The organism is Azospirillum soli (assembly GCF_017876165.1).
GTDB classification, from domain to species: Bacteria; Pseudomonadota; Alphaproteobacteria; order Azospirillales; family Azospirillaceae; genus Azospirillum; species Azospirillum soli.
Window position 1 is genome coordinate 1 of sequence record NZ_JAGINQ010000022.1, and the last position, 22,986, is coordinate 22,986.

Sequence of the window (22,986 nt, forward strand, 5' to 3'; positions counted from 1 at the left end):
CAACGGTTCAATCAGTGCCCACAGGGCGTCGGAAACGAGAGGAGCTGCCATGCCCCTCCCAACAGCCAAATCCCGGTTTCGTTAGGCGCTCTAAGACGAACCTATGCGTCGCGGCTCGTTGCCGCGAGATCGCGCTGTCTGTCAGCAAGTGCCTTCTGCGCCTTCATCACGGCGGCGCGCTTCTTCGCCAACTTGCCTCGCTTTACCATCTGGTCGGCCTGCCGGCTTGCCGCATCCACTGTCGCATCGGGAAGACCGATCTTCGCGAGGTGCTGGTGCCATTGTTCTTTCGTAATCCCCATGATTTCGTGCAAACGCATCGTATGTAACTCCTGTGTATTCGTTAACGAATGCGCGAACGCTCACGCATTCGCGAACGTTTGGTGGTTTCGCGGTCTCGTAAACTCGCCCGGTAAACCACCAAACGTGATGTCTTCTGTTTTCTCGTCCTGCGTCAAAGCTGGAAGAGCACATTCCCCCCTGTGACAACCACTCACTTAAAGTGAAGCACTGGGTGCTTGCTGGTCGTCACAGGGAGGAATTGTTCGTTCTGCGTATAAAGCCCTCATCGCCCCTTCCGTCGAGGCATTCACAGCAGGCGGAAACCCGATTTCCTGCCATTGACCAGCTTCGCCGGTTCAGTCCTCTCATTCCCTGGCTTGCGCCAGTTTCGGTGCCGCACGACGACCCGGAAGGTGATCGCCGCGCAGGTGATGGTTGTGTGTGCTCGCCACAGAGCCATCGTCCTTTGTCGCCCTGCCATCAGCAGGGGTGTCCTACTTACGGGGCCGTTACCAGCCTCCTTATTCCGCCGACCGCCCTGGGTAGGTTGGTGCCATTACAGGGGTTACGTTGCGGTGCCCTCCTGGTGGGCTGGCCTACACTCCTCTCGGCCTTCGTGTGTTCCTATCGGCTCCCGCCGGTCCTTCCACACAGCGGATACGCAACCGCCATTCTGTTCCAGGTATGTGCTATTCGATAGGTATTTATACGCCACACGACGGCGAATTTATCAAAATGTTGCGGAGATGTGTGTAATAATGCTTAATCAGATTTACAATGTACTGGTGTCAGAGCGTATCTGCTCGTCACAAGTGGAATTTAGTCGTGTTTGGCTGGGATCAAGTAGCCGTTATTACAGTAATGTGCGCGCTACTGGTCGGCAGCCAAGCATTCAGGTACTGACAAGCCTTGCGCTTCGTCTTGAACGCCTTGCTGCCACGTTGGCGGAACGCAATCCCCGATCGGCGACGGCAAACCGCCTGCGACGCTGTGCGGACACCGTTTGGGGCAACATAGACCAGCGTAGCCTTTGCCGAACGCCTCGTCGCCGTACAGTGCGTTCCGCCTCGGTGCTTGCCCAAATAGCAGCCCTAGCGATCAAACGCGCTGGTTGCGCTTCTGGCGCGCTTCGCGTGCGGCGGCAATGCCAGCGACACATCGGTGCTGAATGAGGCGAACGCGAGCCTCAAAGTTCTCCATGCTCTCCTTCGACAATGGCTTGTTTCCTGGTTGAGTTGGGACTGGTAAGTCAGCATCGATATGCTGGATGTCGTCGATATAAGTCTTGTCCATGTTTGGTCTTCTCGTTGGAAATTAACGCTACTACACGAGTAGCAGGTGTATTTAGTCCGCTACGGCGAACAGCCCTTCACTTCAGGTGAAGAGGGTATTTTGAGATTTTAGGACCGTGACTCAACCTAGGGTATTGAATGGCGTTGCCACGGTGTTATCGTTGGGGATCAGAACAAATGGAGAACTCCAATGAGCATCCTGGACAGCCTGACGCTGACGAGCACCGCGAAGCGCATCGATACCAGCCCAGTCGGCACCGCTCGCCGCAAGTTGCTCGACGCGCTGGCGCTTCAGATTGAAGCCGCGACGGCAACGATCAAAGGCGAGGCGTTTATTCGCCGTGTCGGCCGGTGGGTGGAGGTCAATGGCACGAAGGAACGCCGTGACGTTCCGGTTCGTTTCCGGCCCTGGTGGTGGAAGGACGAGGCGGGAACGATCCACCTCCACATCCACTACGGCAACAGGCCACTCGAACTCAAGCCCGGCAAGGCCGCGATCACGGTCGGTGCGATGGACAACCTGCTGCCCACGCTGGAGCAGATCAAGCGGGCGGTGGCGGCGGGTGAACTCGACAAGGCGATGACCGAGGCGGTCGTGCGGCGGCAGCGCGTGCTGCAGAAGCCGGCCACGACCGTCAAGGCCGGAAAGACCGCGCATTGACCGGGGAGGTGAAGGGGCGTGCGGCAGAGATCGCACGCCTCAACGACCATCTACGCCGGACCTTCGAAGGCGGCCGGGTGGTCATCACCGCCGGTATCGCGGCACTCGATCCCCTTCGCGTCAATCTCATTCTGGCCGGAGTGCGGACATTCAGTGCATTCACGGCGGACAATGACCCGTGTGGCGAACATGATTGCGCGACCATGACGGTGCGAGACACGCAGATCATGTGGAAGATCGACTACTACGATCCCACGATGACCTACCTATCGACCGATGCCGCCGATCCCATCTCGGCCGTGCGGGTACTGACAATCATGTTGGCAAACGAGTATTAGAGACTGTTCCGTTTCCGGTCTCGTGCCCGCAATGTTGCGAACTCGTTGCGAACTGCCAAAGTGGGCTGAAAAATCGTTTTACATCAATGCATTATTTTCAGTGGAGTAAGCCACTGCATCACGCAGCAGCAGCCGATGGGGTGAGGCCTCATCCCCTCGCCCAATGGACGAGGGGATGGCGATGCCGTCTGGCGATCAGACCAGTTCCGGAACCTTTTCCTTCGTGGGAACCGGATTGCGGACCGACAGCGGATCGCGGGGCGTGCTCAGGGCGGAGACGACGGCCTGGAACGCCGCGCTGTTGCGGTCGAGCAAATCCTGCGTCAAGGCCTTCAGGTTGGCGATGTTCGCCTCGCTCGCGTCGTCCATCGCGTCGCTGGCGCCCTTAAGGCTGGTCTGGAAGCGGTAGTAGTCGTCGTTCGCAAGGATCTGGCGAAGCTGGTAGTCCACCGCGTCGGACGGGCCGCCCAGCGCGAGGTCGATGATGGTGGTGATACCCCAGCCCAGCGCGCCGCCGAGGATGTGGTGCGAAAGGTCGATCGGCTGGGTTAGCTGGCCGGTGCCGAGCGACAGGACGAAGAAGTTGTCGGCTTCGGGGAACAGCTTGTACGCGGAAGCGAGGGCGCACATGGCCGGGTTGTTGGCGACCATGCCGCCGTCGACCAGCGTGAAGCTGTCCTCCGGCGTGCCGGCGTTCTTGCGGTTGGTAATCTGGGCGGGCGGGAAATAGGTCGGCGCCGCCGAGGTCGCCCGGCAGACGTCGCGGAGCCGGAAATCCTCGGCCAGCACATCGGTGGACGGATCGCGCCGGCTGTCGGTGTCGCGGCGCGCGCGCCAGCTTTTGAAGAACTCCGGCCGGCGGCGGATGATGTCGTAGCTGGTCACCAGCAGTTCGGTGTCCGTCACGTCCGACAGCCATGCGTCGCCGAAATCCTCCTTCAGCAGCTTTTCGAGGCTGGCCGGGGAGTATTTGTCCGACACCACGCCTTCGACCGGGCTGAGCCAGGAGCTTGGGAAGATGTCCTTGCCCTTGTTCTCGTAAAGATCGACGAGGCTGGCCGCGTTCAGGTCCTCACGGCCGAGCGCCAGGGCGGCGGCGATGATGCCGCCCGTCGACGTTCCGGAAATCATGTGGAACGCCGAGGAGAGCTTGCCGACCTTTTCCTCAAGCGCCTTCAGAACCAGCGCGGGGATGAGGCCCCGGATTCCGCCGCCATCCACCGAAAGAATTCGAACCGTGGACATGAGACCACCCTTTTGAGATTTCCTTGGCCGCACACGCGCAATGAAAACGTAAATCAGATAAACTTCCCTTAAAAAGAGAATTTTCGCAGCGACAGGAGGGGCAAACACCCTGGAAGAAATCGGCATGTTGCGGCCAATCGCGCCTTGAAAGTGCGCGGGCTTGGGCGCATCTTCTTAATATGCAGTTAAATCCGGCCATATTGCCCCAGGTGGCAAAGCCCCAACCGCCGATCACCCCGGCGATGCAGTTGGCTTTGTCCCCGGCGGTGCAGGCCGCGCAGCAGACCACGGCCACGGTCAAGACCCAGACGGTTCAGGCGCCGCAGGCAGTCGGCAAGACCGATCCGACGCGGGACGTCCGCAACGCGACGCAGAGCGGGCAGGCCATGGACACGCAGGCGAACGCCGTGCAGGCGCGCACCAACGGGCGCGGCTATGGCATGGGCCACCGTGGTTCGATGCTGGACGTGACGGTGTAGGGCCGATCAGTCAAAAGGCGTTGTTGCGCGCGTCCCTTTTCAAACCGTCCTTTTCAAACTTTTGAATCCAGCAGGGACTTCATCATCTCGTCCTGGGTGCGGGCGACCGAAATGTTGGCCTGATAAGCCCGGCTGGCGGCGATTTGGTTCACCTGTTCACGGGCGAGATCGACGTTGGGGGCCGCAACCATCCCCTGCGCGTCGGCGTAAGAGGCGTCCGGCTCGTATTCCGGCAGATAGGCGGGGGTGATCGGCTTGAAGACGGCGCGGGTGCCGGCCGCTTCGGTGCCGAAACGCTGCTCGCTCTGCGCCACGTTGAGCGGCTGGTAGGGGGCAGGCTTGCCATCCGGGACCGTGCCGGCGGAGTCGGGCAGGGCGCCCTTGCTGCGGACGTTGGCGATGTTGGAGGCCGACGCCTCGACCCGGCGGGTCTGAGCCATCATGCCGCTGACGGCGATTTCAAGCGAGCTGGACATGGTGGGCGCTCCCAGCGGGCGGTTCGTGGTGAGAGTGTACCACCTCCGCGCGGACGAGGGAAACGCGGGCGCGGGAAATTGGGCCCGTATCTTTGCCGTGTATCTTTGCCTGTCCTTGGGCCATTATCGAAGCGCCATTGTCGGGTGCGGCCGGCGGCGGTTTCTCGCGTCGCCGCGCCCTCGGTCCAGCGCCTGGGTCCCGGAGCCGTCCGTTCCATGTTCCACACCGCCTTCGACATGATCGCCGCCGGCCGGACCGATGTCGGACGCACCCGGTCGCGCAACGAGGACAGCTTTCACCTGAGCCTCGAATCGGGGCTGGCGCTGGTGTGCGACGGCATGGGCGGGCATGCGGGCGGAGACGTCGCCAGCCGTACCGCCGTGGACGCCATCGCCGACTTCATCACCGAATGCGCTCCGGGCGAACCGCCGATGTCGGAGGGGGCCGAAGGCTGCGACGAGCGTACGCTCTCGGAATCCGTCGCGGTGGAACCGGCCGTGCAGAACGCGGTGGCGGTCGCGCGTTCGGCCGTGCAACTCGCCAACCGGCGCATCCACGCCCTAAACGTGGAGCGCGGTTTCGCCGAGGGGCGGGGCATGGGCACGACGGTGGTCGGGCTGTGGTGGGTGCCGGGGACCGGCAAGCTGATCGCCTTCCACGCCGGGGACAGCCGGTTGTACCGCCTGCGCGACGGTGAACTGCGCCAGATGACCAAGGACCACAGCCTGTATCAGATGTGGCTCGACGGCGGGCGACGAGGGACGGCGCCGCACAAGAACATCATCGTGCGCGCGCTGGGCACCGGAGAGCATGCCGATCCGGACATCTCCGTCCATGGGCTGATGCCGGATGATGTGTACCTGCTGTGCTCCGATGGGCTGAACGGCATGGTGCCGGATGCGGCGATCGCGCGAGTCCTGGACCGCGATGGGCGGCAGGGGGTGGAGGGCGCTTGCGCCCGGCTGGTCGATCTGGCCAACCAGGGCGGCGGGCACGACAACATCACGGTCGTCGTCGCCCGGTTCGCGCTGCGCGCTTAAGGCGCCGTCGTTGCTATGAACCGCGCGGTCGCGAGCGTCTGCGGGCCGGAGGCGTCCAGGGCGCGCTTCAATTCCGGCAGGTAAGCAGAGGCGGCTTCGGCCTCCGGTCGCGGAGTCGAGAACAGCGGCGATGCGCTGGCGACAACGACGATCAACTCGTTTCCGAACGGCGGGCCGATGGTCCAGAAGCGTCCCCCGGCGGCGCGGTCGCCAAGACGCCGCAAGGCGCGGGGGTCGGTCAGGCCGCTCGTCTCCAGCGGGTTGGGGAGCAGGTGCACGACGTTGCCGTCCGCCGTGTAGTAGTCCACCTGCAGATGCGCCGGAAAATCCGGGGCGGTGACGTCGAACACCAGCTCCTGACCGCCGCGGTAAATCGCATCGGACGCGGCCAAGCTGATCTTCAGCGGTGCCGGCGCCATGCCGTTGGCCGTGCGTGACGCCTCGATCAGCGTGAGCGGTTCGCACAGGGCGGGGGAGGCGAGGCGCAGGTCGATCCGGTGCGGTTGGCCTTGCGTGTGCTGATCGAGGATGGCGTGGAGCTGCGGACGGATTGATTCGCTGGTCGCCGTGCCGGTCACAGTGATCCGGCCGTCGTCCTCGGCGAGAGTCAGGACGGCACAGCGGATGTCCTGCAAGGATTTGCGCAGATCCGCAAGGGCAGGGGCGGCGGGTGGCGGTGGAGGCTCTTCCGGTTCGGGGGCGGCTTTGGCCTGCCGTTCGGGCTCTTCCTCAACGGAAGGCGGGCTGGGCGGCGGTTCGGGAGCAGCCGGGACGATCGGTGCTTCCGGTGAGGAAGCCTGGGACGGCGGGGGCAGAGGCTCCGAAAGGGCATACCCCAGGGCACCGGCTGCGGCAGCCAGGGCCAGCGATGCGGTGATGAACAACGGCGCCCGGCTGCGGGATTTGACCCTTGGAGCCGCCGCGTTCCGGATTTCGGCGACGGCTTCCGCGAAGGTGGCGGCCGTAGGGAAATCGGTGGTCAGCAGCGCCGTCACGGCGGGTGAGGGCGCTTCACCCCGCACCAGAGTGGCCAGGATGGCGCGCGCGGCCTTGATGTCGTCGGCCGGGCCGGCGTCGGGCGCAACGAGGCCGCCGCTGCCGAATCCGGTGACCTTGATCGTGCCGTTCGCGTCGATCAGGACATCCGCCAGCCCCAGCGTTCCGTGTGTGAGACCGGCCCTATGGGCGTGGTCGAGCGCGGCCAGCAGCTGGGCCAGGATGGACAGCGCCTGATCGGAGGACGGAGGCTCGCCCGATTCCAGAATGCGGTCGAGGGGGCGGGCCTCCACACAATCCATGGCGACGAAGGCCGTGCCGCCATGCTCGCCCGAGGCTTGAATGGCGATGATGTTGGGGTGCGACAACCGCGCCGCGGCGCGGGCGTCACCGCGAAAGCGATCGAGGGCGGCATCGCCGATATTGGCGAGCGGGATTGTCTTCAGAGCGACTGTCCGGCCCGTCGCGGGATCGTACGCGCGATGGACGACGCCGGTCGCCCCACGGCCGATTTCGCCGAGAAGATCGTATTTCCCGAGCTTGCGCGTCCCGTGCGTCACGCCGTGTCCTTCATCCACGCATCCTGTTCTTTGTAGCGCGGATTCCGAACCCAGCCAACGGTGGAACATACCGGGGGATGGTTACCCCTGAGGTGGCATGAAAGTCATATAAGCAAGATTATGGAAAACAATTTGCGAGGATGGAGTAGGGTGGCAGTCAGAGGTTTGGCTTCGGCTTCTTTCGCGTGGATTGTTTGACCGGAGCCGGTTCCTCGTCGAAACGTTCGGCGGTCATGGGCCGGGGTTTGCGGCGCTGGGGCGGCGCGACGCCTCCGGCGGGAACGATCTCCTGCGTGTTGCGCGCGAAGGCGTCACCGCATTGGCCCCGCGCTTGCGCGTCAGCGAGTTCCGTATCGCCCAACTGCCAGCAATCGACCGTGTGCACGGCGCACCCCGGCAGAGCGAGCGCCAACAGCACGGCCATACGTTTCAGCGCTTTTGCGCCCATGCCCCCGAGGACCCGCGTTTGTCACAGCTGCCTGCGACTATACGGCGGTCGCGCGGCGGCGGTTCGGGGCGATGCGACTCACCCTATGGTGCGTCGGCGTTAGCACGTTCGTCCATCCAGCCGGCCGTTCATCGGGTTGGCGTCCGTTTCACGTCGCGGCGCTGGTCTCCAGTAGGGCCAGCAGGCCGGCCAGCAGCTCGGCCGGGCGTGGCGGGCAGCCGGGAATGCGCAGATCCACGGGCACGACCTCCTCCACCGGGCCGACGCAGGCGTAACTGTCCTTGAACACGCCGCCGCCGATGGCGCAATCGCCGCAGGCGATCACCCATTTCGGGTCCGGCGTGGCGTCCCAAGTGCGGTACAGCGCCTCGCGCATGTTCTTGGTCACCGGGCCGGTCACCAGCAGGACGTCGGCGTGACGCGGTGAGGCGACGAAGCGGATGCCGAAGCGCTCCAGATCGTAGATCGGGTTGTTCAGCGCGTGGATTTCCAGTTCGCACCCGTTGCAGGATCCAGCATCCACCTCGCGGATGGACAGGCTGCGGCCGAGCCGCGCCTTGGCCGCCTTCTGGAGTTTGTCGGCCAGTTCGGCCAGCGCCGGGTCGGAGGGTGCCGGGGCCGCTTCGGTGACGGGGCCGCCCGTCAGGGATCGGAGGATATGTCTGAACAAATCTTGATCTCCTCAGGGGCGGCCCCCTACAGGTCGTGGCCCGAGTAGGAACAGTTGAACGACTTGTTGCACAGCGGGAAGTCGGCCACGATGTTGCCCTCGATGGCGGCCTCCAGCAACGGCCACTGGAACCAGGAGGCGTCGCGCGGGTGGCAGCGGTCGATGGTGCCGTCGCCGTTCACCCGCACCCAGGTCAGGATTTCGCCGCGGAAGGCCTCCACCAGCGCCATCCCCTCCCGTGCTGTTTCGCCCTGCCCTTCGACCGGAACGCATGGCAACGGCGTGGTGCCGTCGAGGCCGCGCGGCACGCCAGGAATGCGCTTGACGATCTGCTCGATCAGGCTGAGCGACTGTTCGACCTCGCGGATACGGATCCAGACGCGGGCGTTCACGTCGCCCTCGGTCAGGACGGGAACTTCGAACTCCAGGTCGTCGTAGGGGGCGTAGCCGGGACTGCGGCGCGCGTCGAGCCCCCGGCCGGAGGCGCGGCCGACATAGCCGCCGGTGCCGAAACGGTTGACCAGCCCCGTCGAGACGATGCCCGTGGACACGGTGCGGTCCTGCAGGGACGCCTTGCCGTCGTAGATCGTGACCAGTGGCGCGAAACGCTTGCGCAGATCGGCGACGAGGTCGAGCAGCAGCGCCGGCCCCCGTTCCGGAATGTCCACCGACACGCCGCCGGGGACCACGCGGTCCATCATCAGGCGGTGGCCAAAGCACGTGTCGGCGACGCGCAGCACGCGCTCGCGCAGTTGGCTCATCTCAGCCAGCATGAAGGCGAAGGCGGCGTCGTTGCACACCGCGCCGATGTCGCCGAAGTGGTTGGCGATGCGCTCCAGCTCCGCCATCAGGGCGCGCAGCCACACGGCGCGCGGCGGCACCTCGACGCCAAGCGCCGCTTCCACCGCGCGGGCGAAGGCGAGGCTGTGCGCGACCGTGCTGTCGCCCGACACACGAGCGGCAAGGCGGGCGGCGTCCCCGATGGACTTGCCGCGCATCAGCCCCTCGATGCCCTTGTGCACGTAGCCGAGGCGTTCTTCCAGCCGCACCACCGTCTCGCCGTTGGCGGTGAAGCGGAAATGGCCGGGTTCGATGATGCCGGCGTGGACCGGGCCGACCGGGATCTGGTGCAGCCCCTCCCCTTCGACGGGCAGGAAGGTGTAGGGGCCGGGGTTCGGCGCCGGGGCGGCGGGGTGGTCGGACAGCGGCCGGCGCACGCCCCAGGCGTCGTGGTCGAGCCAGGAGCGCGGGTCGGTGGTCCGCTCGGCGGTCAGACCGAACAGATCGTGGATGGCGCGTTCCAGCCGGTTGGCCGAGGGGCGCACGGGGCTGAGGCTGGGGAAACGGCCTTGCGGGCAGTCCAGGCTGACCACGGCGATGTCGCCCGCCAGATCCTCGCGGAAGGCGGCGTGCACGGCGTGCTGCTCCCCCCACAGGCCGAGCAGGGTCCAGGCGTTGCCGGCCAGTTCCTCGATCATGGCCAGCCAGCCCTCGCGGGTCAGCCTGTAGCGCGGCCAGGGGCGGTGGCCCTCGACCGGAGTGCCGATGCGGTTCAGAAGACCGAACAGGGGTTGCTCTCCGTACATGCCGCCTCCCCTACCCCAGCAACGCTGCGACGGTCTGGAACCACGCGACCAGCGGTCCCGGAAGCCAGACGCCCGCCACCAGAACGAGGCCGAGATGGGCGTAGAGCGGCACGAGGGAACCACGGACCGGCGCCGATTCCCCGCCCGGTTCGCCGAAGCACAACTGCTGCACGCGCAGGACCAGCGCGCCGAAGGCCAGAAGGATGCCGAGTGTCAGCGGGATCGCCAGCAGCGGTTCGCGGGCGAAGGTGCTGGTGATCAGCAGGAACTCGCTCATGAAGATGCCGAAAGGCGGCAGGCCGGCGATGGCGACCACGCCGACCAGCAGGCCCCAGCCCAGCACCGGATGGCTGACGGTCAGGCCGGTAATCTTCTCCAGCCGCTGCGTCCCCTTGGCCTGGGCGACGTGGCCGACGGCGTAAAAGATCGCCGATTTGGTCAGACTGTGCATGGCCATGTGCAGCAGGCCCGCGAAGTTGGCGAGCGGCCCGCCCATGCCGAAGGCGAAGGTGATGATGCCCATATGCTCGATGGAGCTGTAGGCGAAGAAGCGTTTGATGTCGCGCCGCCGGTACAGCATCAGCCCGGCCAGCAGCAGCGAGGCGAGGCCCATGGCGATCATCAGCGGGCCGGGCGCGATGGCCTCCCCGTTCGCGGCGAGCAGCATCTTGAAGCGCAGCACGGCGTAGAGCGCCACGTTGAGGAGCAGGCCGGAAAGCACGGCGGAGATGGGCGTCGGACCTTCCGCGTGGGCGTCGGGCAGCCACGCGTGCAGCGGCGCCAGACCGACCTTGGTGCCGTAGCCGATCAGCAGGAACACGAAGGCGAGATTCAAGATGTCCGCGTTGACCCTGGCGACGTGCTTCATAAGCTCCGTCCAGGTCATCGCGGCCATGCCCGGTCCCATCACCGGCTGCGCCGCGAGATACATCAGGATGGTGCCGAACAGCGCCAGGGCGATGCCGACGCCGCAGAGGATGAAGTATTTCCACGCCGCCTCGATGCTGGCGGCGGTGCGGTAGAGGCTGACCATCAGAACGGTGGTCAGGGTCGCCCCCTCCACCGCCACCCACATGACGCCCAGGTTGTTGGCGCTGAGCGCCAGCAGCATGGTGAACATGAAGGCCTGATACATGGCGTGGTAGAAGCGCAGATCGCGCGGGGTCAGCTTTCCGGCCGCGACCTCGTGCCCGATGTAGCTGGCGGAAAAGATGCTGGTGGTCAGCCCGACGAAGGCGGTCAGCGCGATCAGGTAGATGTTGAAGGCGTCCACCACGAACAGCGCGTTGCCGGCCGGCCCCGTGCGGAACAGCACCAGCGCGGCGAGCAGCGTCACGGCGGAGAAGGCGATGTTCAGCCGGGCGGCCAGACGGTAGCCGGGGACCAGCGCCAGAATGGCGGCGGAGAGCAGCGGGGTCGCGACGATGACGTAAATCGGGCTCAATCGCTTTCCCCCCGGAAGCTCTCGATCTTCTGCATGTCGAGCGTGTCGAACCGTTCGCGGATGTGGAAGAGGAAGATGCCGAAGATGATGAAGGCCACCATGACCGAAAAGGCGATGGACATCTCCACCACCAGCGGCATGCCGGCGACGCCCACGGCGGCCAGAATCAGCCCATTCTCGATGGACATGAAGCCGACCACCTGACTGACCGCGTTGCGCCGGGAAATCATCATCAGCAGGCCGAGCAGCACCACCGACAGCGACAGAGCGAGGTTCTCGCGGGTCAGGGCGGTGGCGTCGGCCGTCACCGGCAGCACCAGAAGGATCGACAGCGTGACCAGCGACACGCCCGCCACCATCGTCAGGCCGATGGACAAAGCCGGTTCGATGGTGCGATGGATGTTCATCTTCACGATGATCCGGTGCAGCGCGACCGGCATGACGATGGCCTTCAGGGACAAGGTCAGCAGCGCCGTGATGTAGAGGTGCGGCTCCCCGTGCGAGAAGGCCTGCCACGCCGCCGTGGCGGTCAGGGCCAGGGCTTGGAGCGTGAAGACGCGCAGCAGCGAGAACAGCCGGCGCTGGTAGAGCAGCGCGAAGCTCATCAGGAGCACCACGGCCCCCAGCATGTGCGCGGCATCGTAACCGAGGTCGATCACGTCACACCCCCCGCGACACGTAGAGGAAAATGGCGCCCAGCAGGCTCAGCAGCAGCGCGCCGCCCAGGAACTCGCTCACGCGGAAGACGCGCATCTTGGCGATGGAGGTCTCGAACAGCGCCAGCAGCGCGCCGGCGACGGCAAGCTTGCCCGCGAAGACCAGCACGCCCCACAGCGCCGCCAGCAAACCGGACCCGGCCGACGCCATGCCCCAGGGGGCGAAGATGCAGGCGATCAGCGCGACGTAGAGCAGCAGCTTCAGCATGCTCGCCGCCTCGACCAGGGCCAGATGGCGGCCGGAATACTCCAGCACCATGGCCTCGTGCACCATGGTCAGTTCCAGGTGCGTCGCCGGGTTGTCGATGGGAATGCGGGCGTTCTCGGCGATCGCCACCATCACCAGCGCGATCAGCGCCAGGGCCAGCGAAATGCGCAGCCCGACCGCACCCGACATCATGAAGTCGGCGATCTCCGCCAGCGAGGTCGTGCGCACCAGGATGGAGACGGAGAAGACCACCATCAGCATGGCCGGCTCGGCCAGTGCTGCGATCATCATCTCGCGCGAGGACCCGATGCCGCCGAAGCTGGTGCCGACGTCCATGCCGGCCAGCGCCAGGAAGAAACGGGCGGAGCCCAGCAGCGCGATCAGCGCGATCAGGTCGGCCGTCGGGGCGAGCGCCAGCTGCGTGGTGAAGATCGGTACCAGCCCGGCCGCCAGCCAGATGGCCGTGAACATCACGTAGGGCACGGCGCGGAACAGCCAGGAGGCGTTGCGGGCCAGCACCACCTCCTTACGCAGCAGGCGCAGCAGGTCGCGGTAGGGCTGGAGCACGGACGGCCCGCGCCGGCCGACGAGCCGCGCCTTGACCAGCCGGACCCAGCCGGTCAACAGCGGGGCCAGCGCCAGGACCAGCGCCAACTGCACGATCTGATAGAGGGTGGCGAGCAAGGCGTTCATTGCTGCGTCACCGCCACCATGACCAGCAGCAGAACCAGCGCCAGGAACATCAGCGTCAGGTACCGGCGGATCGTCATGTACTGAAGCACGTTCGCCCGGTCGGCCAGCCAGTCGACAACCTTTCCGATGGGCGCGAAGAAGGCGACCCAGGCGGGATCGGTCCAGGTGACCGACAGGCGCGCGGGGCGCGTGTCGCCGGGCTCCGGCATGTCCACATGGTCGCGCGCGCGGAACACGGTGCTGCCGAAGGCGCGGCGAATCGGCTGGCCGAAGCTGGACGGCGTGTATTGCGTGACCGCCGCCGGATCCGGCCCCTCGAACCCGCAGCCCCAGGGGATCGACCAGCGCACCCGGTCGCTCGCCCGGCGGTGGATGACGACGACCAGCAGGATCGACAGCAGCGCGATCACCGCCAGCAGGATCAGGCCGTTGTAGGAATTGCCGATGGCCGAGGTCGGGGCCAGCCAGAACCAGGGCTGATAGGCGCGGTCGTCGAAGGGGCCCGCCTCCACCATCAGCCGCACGGCCGGTTCGAACAGTCGAATGATCGGGGTGGGCAGCACGCCCAGCACCACGCACAGCAGCGCGGGGACCGCCATGCCCAGCCGCATCGCCCAGCCGACCTCCCGCGCCTCCTCCGCCGCGAAGGAGCGCGGGCGGCCGAGGAAGGCGGTGCCGTAGAGGCGCACGAAGCAGGCGGCGGCCAGAGCGGCGGCGAGCGCCAGAAGCGCGCCGACCACGGCGATGCCGATCTTCAACGACCATTCCGGCAGGGCCGGAGCGTTCAGGATGGCCTGGAACAGCAGCCATTCGCCGACGAAGCCGTTCAGCGGCGGCAGCGCCGAGATGGCCGCGGCACCGATCAGCGCCAGAAAAGCCGTCGTCGGCATCTTGTGGATCAGCCCGCCCAAACGGTTCAGGTCGCGCGTTCCGGTCGCGGTCAGCACCGCGCCGGCCGTGTAGAACAGCAGGCTCTTGAACAGGGAGTGGTTGACGACGTGCAGCAGCGCCGCCGCCAGCGCCAGCGCGGCGATGACCGGCGTGTGGCTGGCCTTGAACACCAGCGCGAGGCCGAGCGCGATGACGATGGCCCCGATGTTCTCCACCGTCGAATAGGCCAGCAGCTTTTTCAGATCGTCCTGCATCAGCGCGTAGAGCACGCCCATCACGGCGGTCACCGCGCCGAAGGCCAGCATGATGCCGCCCCACCACCAGTCCGGCTCGCCCAGCAGGTCGAACAGCACGCGGATCATGGCGTAGACCGCCACCTTGGTCATCACGCCGGACATCAGGGCGGAAACGTGGCTGGGCGCGGCCGGATGGGCCAGCGGCAGCCAGACGTGCAGCGGCACGACACCCGCTTTCGACCCCGCCCCCATCAGCACCAGGATCACGCCCAGCGCCGCCGCCGTCGCGGACGGCGCGTGGCTGCGGATGGCATCGAAGCTGTAGTCGCCGTGGTCGGTCGCCAGCAGGCCGAAGGCCAGCAGCAGGCAGGCCGTGCCGAAGCTCGCCATGATCAGGTAGATGCGCGCGGCGCGCGGCGTCTCCGGCTCCCGATGGGTGGAAAGGACCAGCAGCCAGGAGGCCAGCGACATGAACTCCCACGACACCAGGAAGCTGAAGGCGTCGTCGGCGATCAGCACCATGTTCATGCCGGCCAGGAACAGGGGATAGAGCGGCAGGACCGGGCCGCCGTGGTGGTCGCGGTGCGCGCGTTCATAACCCCAGCCGAACAGGCTGGCGGTGACGCCGCCGAAGTTCACGACCAGAAGGAAGAAGGCCGACAGCGCGTCGGCACGAAGGTGCGCCTGGATCCAGGGCAAGCCCACCGGCAGCACCAGCGTGTCGGCCGCCCCTCCTCCCCCCAGCCGCAGCACGGCCCACAGCGCGACCAGCGCGCAGGCGGCGGCCGTGCCGCCATAGACGATTCCGGAAGCCTGCGGGAATCGCTTCGCCGCAACCCCCGTCACCGCCATCGCGAAAAGAAAGGCGATTGCCGAGACGAGAAGGCCCAAGGGAGGAGAACCGTTCGGATTAAGCTTATAATCAGTAAGGATGTTTCCCGTGGGCGATGCAAGCGGAAAACATCCGTCGCGTTCGCGTTTCGAGCGACCATGCGCCGCAGGGCACAAGCAGACAGAACTGAGCGGGCAAAAAAAAGCGGCTCACCGGAGATCGGGAGCCGCTCGAAAGTCGATTTGGGAGGAAACGCAACCAAGTTGCTGAAGACCGTTCTACGCCCCAGCGCTGAAGAAATGGTTAACGCATTAACCAAAAATCTTCACTACGACGATTTTTCTGCGCGGGCGGACTCTGCGCAAAAGAAAAGCGGCTCAGCCGACAATGCAGCGAGCCGCTCGAAAGTTTGGTTCGGGAGGAAACGCAACCAAGTTGCAGGCGAAGATATACGCGCAGCATGGTTAACACGACGTAAACGACGAGAGCATTTTTTTCGCCTACTCTTTTTTGCGGACAGCTACCTCTTTATCGCGGACCTTCGCGTCGGTTCGTTCAATTGAACGGCTGCCCGATACACAGTGCGTTGTCGGCGATGTCGCGCTCTACCGGCGGCAAGCCCGCCTCACAGCCCACCCCGGCATACCCCAGATCGCCACTGGCCGGGGGCGCCCCCTTCGCGGTATAGGAGCCCCCTTCTCCTTCCAACAGCGTCCGGTCTTCCATGCTGTCCATCAGCCAGCGCATCGCCGACGAGCTTTCGGTTCGTGAATCCCAGGTCGCCTCGGCCGTCAAGCTGCTCGACGAGGGTTCCACGGTTCCCTTCATCGCCCGTTACCGCAAGGAAGCCACGGGCGGCCTCGACGACACGCAGCTGCGCAATCTCGAAGAGCGACTCGGCTACTTGCGCGAGCTGGAAGACCGCCGCGCCGCGATCCTGTCATCGGTGCAGGAACAGGGCAAGCTGACGCCGGAGCTGGAGCTTCAGATCAAGCAGGCGGACACCAAGACGCGCCTGGAAGACCTTTATCTGCCCTACAAGCCGAAGCGCCGCACCAAGGCGCAGATCGCCCGCGAGGCCGGGCTGGAGCCGCTGGCCGATCGGCTGCTGGCCGACCCGACCAAGAACCCGGAGGCCGAAGCCGCCGCCTTCGTCAGCGCCGAGAAGCAGGTCGCCGACGTGAAGGCCGCCCTCGACGGCGCCCGCCATATCCTGGTGGAGCGCTTCGGCGAAGACGCCGAACTGGTCGGTCGCTTGCGCGCCACCATGGCCGAAAAGGGTGTCGTCACCTCCAAGGTGATCGAGGAGAAGAAGGCGGAAGGCGCCAAATTCTCCGACTATTTCGACTTTGACGAGCCCTGGGCCAAGGTGCCCTCGCACCGCGCGCTGGCGCTGTTCCGTGGCCGGGCGCAGGGCGTTCTGGACATCCGCCTGGATCTGCCGGTCGAGGACGGCCAGCCGCACCCGGCCGAACGCACCATCGCCGCCCACACCGGGATCAAGATCCTTTCTTCTTCCGAGGGGGGCCGCCCCGCCGACAAGTGGCTGTCCGACGTGGTGCGCTGGACCTGGAAGCTGAAGATCGGCCCGCACGTCGAGACCGACCTAATGGGCGACCTGCGGGAGCGCGCGGAGGACGAGGCGATTCGCGTCTTCGCCCGCAACCTGCACGATCTGCTGCTGGCCGCCCCCGCCGGTCCGCGCACGACCATCGGCCTTGATCCGGGCATCCGCACCGGCGTGAAGGTCGCGGTGGTGGACGCCACCGGCAAGCTGGTGGACACCACGACCATCTACCCGCACCAGCCGAAGAACGACTGGGACGGCTCCATCGCCGTGCTGGCCGCCCTGGCGGTCCGCCATAAGGCGGAGCTGATCTCCATCGGCAACGGCACGGCCAGCCGCGAGACCGACAAGCTGGCCAACGACCTGATGAAGCGCCATCCCGAGCTGGCTCTGACCAAGCTGGTGGTCAGCGAGGCCGGCGCGTCGGTCTATTCCGCGTCGGAAACGGCGGCGGCGGAGTTCCCGAAGCTGGACGTGTCCTTGCGCGGCGCGGTGTCCATCGCCCGGCGCCTTCAGGATCCGCTGGCCGAGCTGGTGAAGATCGAGCCGAAGTCCATCGGCGTCGGCCAGTACCAGCACGACGTCTCGGCCGGCAAGCTCGCCCGCTCGCTCGACGCGGTGGTCGAGGACTGCGTGAACGCGGTCGGCGTGGACCTGAACACGGCGTCCATCCCGCTGCTGACCCGCGTGTCCGGTCTGAACGAGACCATCGCCCGCAACATCGTGGAATACCGCGACCAGAACGGCGCCTTCCGCTCGCGCAAGCAACTGCTCGACGTGCCGCGCCTGGGGCCGAAGACGTTCGAGCAGGCGGCCGGCTTCCTGCGCATCCGCGAGGGCGAGAACCCGCTGGACACCTCCGCCGTCCACCCCGAGGCCTACCCGCTGGTCGAGCGCATCCTGAAGAAGACCGGGCGCGATTTGGGTTCGGTCATCGGCGACGCGCGTTTCCTGCGTTCCCTCAACGCGGAGGAGTTCACCGACGAGCGCTTCGGCGTGCCGACGGTCGAGGACATCCTGAAGGAGCTGGAAAAGCCCGGACGCGACCCGCGCCCCGAATTCAAGACCGCCGAGTTCAAGGAAGGCGTGGAGGAGCTGAAGGACCTTCAGGTCGGCATGGTGCTGGAGGGTGTGGTCACCAACGTAACCGCCTTCGGCGCCTTCGTGGATGTGGGCGTGCACCAGGACGGTCTGGTCCACATCTCGCAGCTGTCCACCAGCTTCGTGAAGGACCCGCACACGGTCGTGAAGGCCGGCGACATCGTGAAGGTCAAGGTGCTGGAGGTGGACATCCCGCGCAAGCGCATCGGCCTGACCATGCGCCTGACCGACGCCGCCCCCCGCCCGGCGACCCCCCGTTCAGCGAACAATGGGCCGGAGAAGGCGCAGGCTCCTCGTGGCGAGCGTCCGCGCGAGGACCGTCGCCCCGCCGCCCAGCCGGCAAAGCCGGCTCCGAAACCCGCCAAGGCGCCGGAGCCGATCAACAACGCCTTCGCCGAGGCCTTCGCGCGGGCGCAGGCTGGCAAGAAGCGGTAATCCGGCACGGGATGAACGGGTGCGGGGGCTTGAGACATCGGCGGCTCCCCTGCCCGTCATCCGTGGACGGTCTGCCCTGAACGCGTTAGCTTCGCCCGGACGGGACCCTTTCCACGCGGATCGAATGATATCCACAGCCACCAGGATCGTCGGTGTTTACGCCGGGCTTGCCTCCGCGTGGGTGGTCGGGTCCGACTGGGCGCTGGACCTGGTCGGCCTGGGGGAATCCGTCGTCATCCAGAACATCAAGGGCGCCGGGTTCGTCGCCTGCACCTCGCTTGTGCTCTGGGTGTTCCTGCGCCGGGCCTTCGCCCGCCGCGCGCGGTCGGAGGAGGCCTTGCGCTCGACCATGGAGCGGCTGGCCCAGTCGGAGGCCGATCTGCGCTCCATCATCGAAAATCTGCCCGATGCCTTCTACCGGGTCGATCTCGACGGGCGGATCACCATGGTCTCTCCCCACTTTGCGCAGGAGTTCGGATTCACGCGGGACGAGGTGATCGGTACCGAGATGGCCGACCGCTACGCCGAGGTGGATGGTCGCGCCAAGTTCCTGGAGGCGCTGGAGGCGGGTGGCGGGCAGGTTCGGCATTACGGTGTTGCCATGCGGCGCAAGGACGGCAGCCCGATCTGGATTTCGGCCAACGCCTACGTCCGCCGGGATCTCTCCGGCAAGCCCATTGGCATCGAAGGCGTGGCGCGCAACGTCACCGAACAGCACAGGATGGAGGAGCGGCTGCGCTACCTCGCCGGGCACGACGCGCTGACCGGCCTGTGCAACCGCATCCGGTTCGAGGATCGCTTGCAGCACGCCATCACGCGGGCGCGGCGGGAGAACCGCATGCTGGCGCTGCTGTTCCTCGACCTCGACGGGTTCAAGGAGATCAACGACACCTACGGGCACCACAAGGGCGACGAGATCCTGGTGGTGATCGGTCAGCGCCTGACCACGGTCCTGCGCGACAGCGATTCCACCGCGCGCATGGGCGGTGATGAGTTCGCCGTGCTGCTGGAGGGCGGCATCACGACCGACGCAGCGCGGGTGGTGGCGGAAAAGATCATCGCCGCCATCGGCGCCCCCCTACCCGGCATCGAACTGTCCGTGTCGGCCAGCGTCGGCATCGCGATCTACCCGCGCGACGGCCTCAATTCCGACGCGCTGCTGAAAAGCGCCGACCAATCCATGTACCGGGCCAAGCGCCTGGGCAAGAACCGCTGCGAGCTGGCGCCCTATTAACCCGGCCTCCCTTAACCCGGCCGGCCGGCTTCGAACACCAGCCGCAGGCCGAGCGCGCCGATGACCGACGCGGCCAGCCGGTCGATCCACGCCTTGGAGCGCAGATAGGCCGAACGCGGACGCCCCGCCGAGAAGGCCAGCGCGACGACGGCGTACCAGCCGGCTTCGATCAGGAACACGGCGGGCGGTAGCGTCAGCAGCACCCAGGCCGGCGGCGTGGCCGGCAGCAGCGCCGCGAAGATGCTGCCGTAGACGATGGCCGTCTTCGGGTTGCTGAGCTGCGTTGCGAGCGCGAAGGTGAAGGATCGGCCGACGCCGCCGGGCTGCGCGCCGTCCGTGTCCGGAACGGTGATCGTCTCGCGAGCCCCGCGCCAGATCCGCACGGCGAGATAGATGAGGTACAGGCCGCCCGCCAGTTTCAGGCCCAGATACAGCCAGCCCACCTGCGACAGCAGCGTGTGCAGGCCGAGAAGGGCCAGGGCGGCGAAGGTGACTCCGCCGACGCCCATGCCCAGCGCCGCCGCGAGGCCGGCTTGGCGCGATACTGCGATGGAGGTGCGCGCGACCAGCACGAAACTCGGCCCCGGACTGATCGCACCGATCGCCAGCGCGCCGAGGATGCTGAACAAGGCGATGGTGGCGTCCATGGGCGGCTCCGCTGTTGGTCGAGGGAAGCAGGGTAGAACGAAATCCGGCGCGGACCGACCCGGATTTCGTCACGGCGGGTGCGTTATTCCGCCGCCATCATGACGCTGGAGGACTTGCGCGCCTTGCCGCGCTTCGGGCCGGTCGGGATGAGGCCGAGCGTCCGGCCGACCTCTTCCTGCGTCGGCTTGCGCTGGTAGGCGGCCACATAGCGGTCCAGCGCCGCGAGGCATTCGGCCATGGTGCCGGAACCCACCGCTTTGCAGTCCTCGAACGCGTGCGGTTCGGGGCGGTACCAGTGGGTGATGTAGCAGTCCTGGCTGCCCCCATTGTTTTGATGGCCCAGGCTGAGGGTGAGGGCGAAGCGGCCCTCGTGCCCGATACGGGCGTGAGCCGCGCGCAGCCGGGCCTGGACCTCCTCGATCGTCATGGTTTCCCTGTCCTTTTTGATCTGGCTTTCGATCAGGCCGCTTCCTGAAGCAGCCGTTCTTCCAACCGGCGAGCCCACTCGGCGTCACGGGCGAGCAGGTCGATGACGGCGCGGGTCGGACCCGCCGTTTCCGCTGGCGTGTCGGGGCGCAGCAGGCTGGCCAGCCGCATGGCCTGCGTCTCCGCCTCCGCCTCGACCCAGCGGGCGTAGTGGCGCCGCCGGTCCGCCTCGTTCCAGTACCAGCGCGGAAGCTGGGCGTGGGTCCGCTCCATCTCGCCCTCCCAGGCGCTCATGCGGAAGAGCCCGCTGGGAGAGCGTTCGGCGTGGGATACGTTCATGACGCCTCCCCCAAGAAAATCCGAGTCAGGCGGCTCAGGCGGCCTCCAGGCCGTCGTCGCCGCCTTCCTCGCGCTTGATGATCTCAGCCTTCTTCTGGGCGAAAAGGCCGGTGATGCGGTGCTGGGCTGCCCGGTCGATGGCGCCGATCTCGCGCAGGCGCGTGCCGACGCCGGACCGCCAGACCTCCTCCAGGTCGTCGAGGTCGAGGCAGGCGTTCAGGCGCTTGCGAACCTCCTCCTCGAAGGCGGCGATGGCGGCGGGTTGCAGGTCCGGGTTGGCCTTGGCGGCGTAGAACGCCTCCGATTCCTCCCGGTACTTGCTGTCTTCGTACTGGCCCATATGGATGTCGGCGGCGAGGCCGAGCTGCACGAGGCACTTACCCACCGCGTCGGTCATCGACATCTTGAAGCACTCGTCGTCCGGCGCCTCGATGCCGTTGCGGCGGCGGACCATTTCGGTGCCGCCCCACTGCGGGCCGGTGAAGCACTTCTCGCCCGTTTCCGGATCGACGTACCAGACGCGGGCGCAGATGAAGACCATGCGTTCGGCGATGGTCCAGTCCACCTGCTCATAGCCCCAGCCCTTGCCGACCGGACCGAACACCTCGGTCATCATCTGCAAACGCCAGGTCGGGTCGATCTGCGTGCCGCGGAAACCGCCGGAGCGGGTGAAGGGCTTGGTCGCCTTCGGGTCCGTCCGCTTCAGCTTGTTCCACAAGTGCATGTTGTCGAATTTGGGGGAGGGCGCGGCCGTGCCCTTCATGTCCGAGGCTGCCATCTCCTTCGCCGCCGCCTCCGTCGCCCCGTGCGCCTTGGAACCGCTAACCTTCGGCTCGGCCTTGCTCTCGGCCTTTTCGGCTTCGGCGACGGTGTCGGTCTTGCTCATTCGTCCCATCGGTCGGGTCCTTTGCTCGTCAGATTCGTCTCGTCTCTCCCCTCACCCCAGCCGCCGCTGAGAACAGCGCCCAGGCTCGGGTCAGGGGACATCGAACTCGGGGGCTCCCACGGTTCGGCATAATCCAGCGCCCGCTTGGGCGGCGCGCCGTAGCGAAGCGACAACCGGCCCTCGCGGTCGCGCGCGAGGTACAGGCCGCGCCCCGGCTCGTCACCGGCGAAAAAGGCGACGCGGGCGTCGGCCGGCATCAGCGCCTTCAGGGCGGCCTCCGCCTCCTTCACCGCGAGCGCGGTCGAGCGCTGCTCCACCAGCACGGCGGCCAGCGAGACGAAGCGGTTGTGCCGGGCCATGTCCACCACCCGGCGCGTCTCGTAGACCGGCGCGTCGAAGGGCAGCGGATCGCTCGGCTCCACATCGTTGGCGACGTGCCACCAGAAGGCGGTCAGGTTCTCCAGCAACGCCTCGCAGTCCTCCTCCATCCTGCGAACACGCACGATTGCGTGCCCGTTCGGGCGCAGGATCGACAACAGCCCACGGTCCATTCCCATCACCGTCAGCTGGTGCTGAAGCTGCCAGTGGTAGCGCTGCGCCAGTTCCGCGTCCGACTGGAAGCCGCCGGAGAACTTGGCCTCCACCACCATGTCCGGTGTGGTTGCGGTCTCCCCATCCTCCCAGGTCAGGAAGTCGGGGTGCGCGACCATCCAGTCATGTTCGGGGTGGATCCAGGTCTCCTCGGCCGCCACGCAGCGCACGCCGGTGGCATGCTCCACGAAGCGGGGGTGCAAATGTTCAGTGGCGATGCCGATCTGGACGGCGGCGACGAGGTCTAGGTTGGCCGGTTCGGTGCGCCCGGTCTTCTCGCGCCACAGCGCCAGCCAGTCGCCCGCCATGACGCGGCCGGCGTCGGAAGACCCGACACGCCCTGCCCGCGCGGCGCGCTGCGCGTCCGAAATCGCCATTCCCCTGCCGGCCCCCAAGCCGTCTTTCCGGTCTTGATGCGCTCTCGCAGCACCCCGTCATTAACCATAATGCCGGACGCCAAATATGGGCTGCGAACATGCAGGATTCAAGAACAAAAAGAGAACCTGAGGCGTGGCCGTAAGGATCGAAAATTCGAATGTTTTCAGGATGGTAAGTGGAGGATGAAACAGTCCCGGCAGCGCTGCTCCGGAAAGCCGGTTTGGCGACACAGATGGACACCGATGAACACTGATGGTCGGATGCCTCGTTAATGCCTCATCTGTGTT

The 22,986-nt window shown here is 66.3% G+C and carries 26 protein-coding genes; 8 read left to right on the top strand and 18 right to left on the bottom strand.

The annotated features are described in order from the left end of the window. Positions 1 to 101: 101 nt before the first annotated feature. Positions 102 to 320: a hypothetical protein gene (locus J2852_RS25195; protein WP_209880995.1), complete on the bottom strand. Its 219-nt coding sequence runs from the start codon at positions 318 to 320 to the stop codon at positions 102 to 104. Positions 321 to 1,040: 720 nt separating this feature from the next. On the opposite strand from J2852_RS25195, the gene J2852_RS32430 reads away from it, so the two are divergent. Beyond that, complete coding sequence (locus tag J2852_RS32430) at positions 1,041 to 1,454, top strand: DUF6626 family protein (protein ID WP_425514405.1); 414 nt, start codon at positions 1,041 to 1,043, stop codon at positions 1,452 to 1,454. On the opposite strand, the gene J2852_RS25200 is transcribed toward J2852_RS32430, so the two are convergent. Next, positions 1,381 to 1,575: a hypothetical protein gene (locus tag J2852_RS25200; RefSeq protein ID WP_209880997.1), complete on the bottom strand. Its 195-nt coding sequence runs from the start codon at positions 1,573 to 1,575 to the stop codon at positions 1,381 to 1,383. The genes J2852_RS32430 and J2852_RS25200 overlap by 74 nt on opposite strands. A 189-nt stretch (positions 1,576 to 1,764) precedes the next feature. On the opposite strand from J2852_RS25200, the gene J2852_RS25205 reads away from it, so the two are divergent. Both J2852_RS25205 and J2852_RS25210 read left to right on the top strand, forming a co-directional pair. Then, a complete protein-coding gene (locus tag J2852_RS25205; RefSeq protein ID WP_209880999.1) occupies positions 1,765 to 2,235 on the top strand; it encodes a DUF6641 family protein in 471 nt (156 codons plus the stop codon). Continuing rightward, the gene (locus tag J2852_RS25210) at positions 2,232 to 2,573 is read left to right on the top strand and encodes a DUF3768 domain-containing protein (RefSeq protein ID WP_211112333.1); all 342 of its coding nucleotides are present in this window, start codon (positions 2,232 to 2,234) and stop codon (positions 2,571 to 2,573) included. The genes J2852_RS25205 and J2852_RS25210 overlap by 4 nt, the downstream gene beginning before the upstream one ends. A gap of 195 nt (positions 2,574 to 2,768) precedes the next feature. On the opposite strand, the gene J2852_RS25215 is transcribed toward J2852_RS25210, so the two are convergent. Beyond that, positions 2,769 to 3,818, bottom strand: coding sequence for a patatin-like phospholipase family protein (locus J2852_RS25215; protein WP_209881001.1), 1,050 nt, complete (start codon positions 3,816 to 3,818; stop codon positions 2,769 to 2,771). 209 nt (positions 3,819 to 4,027) lie between these two features. On the opposite strand from J2852_RS25215, the gene J2852_RS25220 reads away from it, so the two are divergent. Beyond that, positions 4,028 to 4,297, top strand: coding sequence for a hypothetical protein (locus J2852_RS25220; RefSeq protein ID WP_343206819.1), 270 nt, complete (start codon positions 4,028 to 4,030; stop codon positions 4,295 to 4,297). Positions 4,298 to 4,350: 53 nt separating this feature from the next. Here the strand turns inward: J2852_RS25220 and J2852_RS25225 are convergent, their stop codons facing one another. Further along, complete coding sequence (locus J2852_RS25225; RefSeq protein WP_209881002.1) at positions 4,351 to 4,773, bottom strand: flagellar basal body rod protein FlgC; 423 nt, start codon at positions 4,771 to 4,773, stop codon at positions 4,351 to 4,353. 216 nt (positions 4,774 to 4,989) lie between these two features. On the opposite strand from J2852_RS25225, the gene J2852_RS25230 reads away from it, so the two are divergent. After that, the gene (locus J2852_RS25230) at positions 4,990 to 5,814 is read left to right on the top strand and encodes a PP2C family protein-serine/threonine phosphatase (protein ID WP_209881004.1); all 825 of its coding nucleotides are present in this window, start codon (positions 4,990 to 4,992) and stop codon (positions 5,812 to 5,814) included. Here the strand turns inward: J2852_RS25230 and J2852_RS25235 are convergent. From J2852_RS25235 to hyfB, 8 genes are all read right to left on the bottom strand, one after another. Next, entirely contained in the window at positions 5,811 to 7,388 is a 1,578-nt protein-coding gene (locus J2852_RS25235) for a protein kinase domain-containing protein (RefSeq protein ID WP_209881006.1), read from the bottom strand. The two genes, J2852_RS25230 and J2852_RS25235, sit on opposite strands and share 4 nt — an antisense overlap. A 139-nt stretch (positions 7,389 to 7,527) precedes the next feature. Next, a complete protein-coding gene (locus tag J2852_RS25240; protein WP_209881008.1) occupies positions 7,528 to 7,818 on the bottom strand; it encodes a hypothetical protein in 291 nt (96 codons plus the stop codon). Positions 7,819 to 7,966: 148 nt separating this feature from the next. Continuing rightward, complete coding sequence (locus J2852_RS25245; protein WP_209881010.1) at positions 7,967 to 8,488, bottom strand: NADH-quinone oxidoreductase subunit B family protein; 522 nt, start codon at positions 8,486 to 8,488, stop codon at positions 7,967 to 7,969. A 26-nt stretch (positions 8,489 to 8,514) separates the two neighbouring features. Then, positions 8,515 to 10,074: a hydrogenase large subunit gene (locus J2852_RS25250; protein ID WP_209881011.1), complete on the bottom strand. Its 1,560-nt coding sequence runs from the start codon at positions 10,072 to 10,074 to the stop codon at positions 8,515 to 8,517. Between the two features lie 10 nt (positions 10,075 to 10,084). Continuing rightward, entirely contained in the window at positions 10,085 to 11,518 is a 1,434-nt protein-coding gene (locus tag J2852_RS25255; protein WP_209881013.1) for a hydrogenase 4 subunit F, read from the bottom strand. Further along, entirely contained in the window at positions 11,515 to 12,177 is a 663-nt protein-coding gene (locus J2852_RS25260; RefSeq protein WP_209881015.1) for a hydrogenase-4 component E, read from the bottom strand. The genes J2852_RS25255 and J2852_RS25260 overlap by 4 nt, the downstream gene beginning before the upstream one ends. Position 12,178: 1 nt before the next feature. After that, positions 12,179 to 13,135, bottom strand: coding sequence for a respiratory chain complex I subunit 1 family protein (locus J2852_RS25265; RefSeq protein ID WP_209881018.1), 957 nt, complete (start codon positions 13,133 to 13,135; stop codon positions 12,179 to 12,181). Then, positions 13,132 to 15,153 carry a hydrogenase 4 subunit B gene (gene hyfB / locus J2852_RS25270; protein WP_246499974.1) on the bottom strand — a complete coding sequence of 674 codons (2,022 nt, stop codon included), beginning with the start codon at positions 15,151 to 15,153 and terminating at the stop codon, positions 13,132 to 13,134. The genes J2852_RS25265 and hyfB overlap by 4 nt, the downstream gene beginning before the upstream one ends. 99 nt (positions 15,154 to 15,252) lie before the next feature. Between hyfB and J2852_RS25275 the strand changes: the two genes are divergently transcribed. Beyond that, a complete protein-coding gene (locus J2852_RS25275) occupies positions 15,253 to 15,657 on the top strand; it encodes a hypothetical protein (RefSeq protein WP_209881019.1) in 405 nt (134 codons plus the stop codon). Here J2852_RS25275 and J2852_RS25280 read toward each other — a convergent pair. Next, a complete protein-coding gene (locus tag J2852_RS25280; protein ID WP_209881021.1) occupies positions 15,650 to 15,829 on the bottom strand; it encodes a hypothetical protein in 180 nt (59 codons plus the stop codon). The genes J2852_RS25275 and J2852_RS25280 overlap by 8 nt on opposite strands. Between J2852_RS25280 and J2852_RS25285 the strand changes: the two genes are divergently transcribed. Continuing rightward, entirely contained in the window at positions 15,819 to 18,197 is a 2,379-nt protein-coding gene (locus J2852_RS25285; protein WP_209881023.1) for a Tex family protein, read from the top strand. The two genes, J2852_RS25280 and J2852_RS25285, sit on opposite strands and share 11 nt — an antisense overlap. Positions 18,198 to 18,321: 124 nt before the next feature. After that, on the top strand, positions 18,322 to 19,431 hold the full coding sequence (locus J2852_RS25290) for a sensor domain-containing diguanylate cyclase (protein ID WP_209881025.1): 1,110 nt from the start codon (positions 18,322 to 18,324) through the stop codon (positions 19,429 to 19,431). Positions 19,432 to 19,442: 11 nt separating this feature from the next. Here the strand turns inward: J2852_RS25290 and J2852_RS25295 are convergent, their stop codons facing one another. From J2852_RS25295 to J2852_RS25315, 5 genes are all read right to left on the bottom strand, one after another. Beyond that, entirely contained in the window at positions 19,443 to 20,078 is a 636-nt protein-coding gene (locus tag J2852_RS25295) for a LysE family translocator (RefSeq protein ID WP_209881027.1), read from the bottom strand. A gap of 83 nt (positions 20,079 to 20,161) precedes the next feature. Next, positions 20,162 to 20,506, bottom strand: a complete 345-nt coding sequence (locus J2852_RS25300; protein WP_209881029.1) for a hypothetical protein — start codon at positions 20,504 to 20,506, stop codon at positions 20,162 to 20,164. A gap of 32 nt (positions 20,507 to 20,538) precedes the next feature. Next, on the bottom strand, positions 20,539 to 20,844 hold the full coding sequence (locus J2852_RS25305; protein ID WP_246499975.1) for a hypothetical protein: 306 nt from the start codon (positions 20,842 to 20,844) through the stop codon (positions 20,539 to 20,541). A 34-nt stretch (positions 20,845 to 20,878) separates the two neighbouring features. Beyond that, positions 20,879 to 21,730, bottom strand: coding sequence for a hypothetical protein (locus J2852_RS25310; RefSeq protein WP_246499976.1), 852 nt, complete (start codon positions 21,728 to 21,730; stop codon positions 20,879 to 20,881). Continuing rightward, positions 21,727 to 22,698 (bottom strand): YqaJ viral recombinase family protein, encoded by a 972-nt coding sequence (locus tag J2852_RS25315; RefSeq protein ID WP_209881033.1) that lies wholly within the window; start codon positions 22,696 to 22,698, stop codon positions 21,727 to 21,729. The genes J2852_RS25310 and J2852_RS25315 overlap by 4 nt, the downstream gene beginning before the upstream one ends. Positions 22,699 to 22,986 lie beyond the last annotated feature (288 nt).

What these genes read in the sequence shown, in the direction of transcription:
- J2852_RS25195 (WP_209880995.1), bottom strand. Translation starts at nt 320, where the DNA reads ATGCGTTTGCACGAAATCATGGGGATTACGAAAGAACAATGGCACCAG.
- J2852_RS32430 (WP_425514405.1), top strand. Translation starts at nt 1,041, where the DNA reads ATGCTTAATCAGATTTACAATGTACTGGTGTCAGAGCGTATCTGCTCG.
- J2852_RS25200 (WP_209880997.1), bottom strand. Translation starts at nt 1,575, where the DNA reads ATGGACAAGACTTATATCGACGACATCCAGCATATCGATGCTGACTTA.
- J2852_RS25205 (WP_209880999.1), top strand. Translation starts at nt 1,765, where the DNA reads ATGAGCATCCTGGACAGCCTGACGCTGACGAGCACCGCGAAGCGCATC.
- J2852_RS25215 (WP_209881001.1), bottom strand. Translation starts at nt 3,818, where the DNA reads ATGTCCACGGTTCGAATTCTTTCGGTGGATGGCGGCGGAATCCGGGGC.
- J2852_RS25225 (WP_209881002.1), bottom strand. Translation starts at nt 4,773, where the DNA reads ATGTCCAGCTCGCTTGAAATCGCCGTCAGCGGCATGATGGCTCAGACC.
- J2852_RS25230 (WP_209881004.1), top strand. Translation starts at nt 4,990, where the DNA reads ATGTTCCACACCGCCTTCGACATGATCGCCGCCGGCCGGACCGATGTC.
- J2852_RS25240 (WP_209881008.1), bottom strand. Translation starts at nt 7,818, where the DNA reads ATGGGCGCAAAAGCGCTGAAACGTATGGCCGTGCTGTTGGCGCTCGCT.
- J2852_RS25250 (WP_209881011.1), bottom strand. Translation starts at nt 10,074, where the DNA reads ATGTACGGAGAGCAACCCCTGTTCGGTCTTCTGAACCGCATCGGCACT.
- J2852_RS25265 (WP_209881018.1), bottom strand. Translation starts at nt 13,135, where the DNA reads ATGAACGCCTTGCTCGCCACCCTCTATCAGATCGTGCAGTTGGCGCTG.
- J2852_RS25275 (WP_209881019.1), top strand. Translation starts at nt 15,253, where the DNA reads ATGCGCCGCAGGGCACAAGCAGACAGAACTGAGCGGGCAAAAAAAAGC.
- J2852_RS25285 (WP_209881023.1), top strand. Translation starts at nt 15,819, where the DNA reads ATGCTGTCCATCAGCCAGCGCATCGCCGACGAGCTTTCGGTTCGTGAA.
- J2852_RS25280 (WP_209881021.1), bottom strand. Translation starts at nt 15,829, where the DNA reads ATGGACAGCATGGAAGACCGGACGCTGTTGGAAGGAGAAGGGGGCTCC.
- J2852_RS25290 (WP_209881025.1), top strand. Translation starts at nt 18,322, where the DNA reads ATGATATCCACAGCCACCAGGATCGTCGGTGTTTACGCCGGGCTTGCC.
- J2852_RS25295 (WP_209881027.1), bottom strand. Translation starts at nt 20,078, where the DNA reads ATGGACGCCACCATCGCCTTGTTCAGCATCCTCGGCGCGCTGGCGATC.
- J2852_RS25300 (WP_209881029.1), bottom strand. Translation starts at nt 20,506, where the DNA reads ATGACGATCGAGGAGGTCCAGGCCCGGCTGCGCGCGGCTCACGCCCGT.
- J2852_RS25305 (WP_246499975.1), bottom strand. Translation starts at nt 20,844, where the DNA reads ATGAACGTATCCCACGCCGAACGCTCTCCCAGCGGGCTCTTCCGCATG.
- J2852_RS25310 (WP_246499976.1), bottom strand. Translation starts at nt 21,730, where the DNA reads ATGAGCAAGACCGACACCGTCGCCGAAGCCGAAAAGGCCGAGAGCAAG.
- J2852_RS25315 (WP_209881033.1), bottom strand. Translation starts at nt 22,698, where the DNA reads ATGGCGATTTCGGACGCGCAGCGCGCCGCGCGGGCAGGGCGTGTCGGG.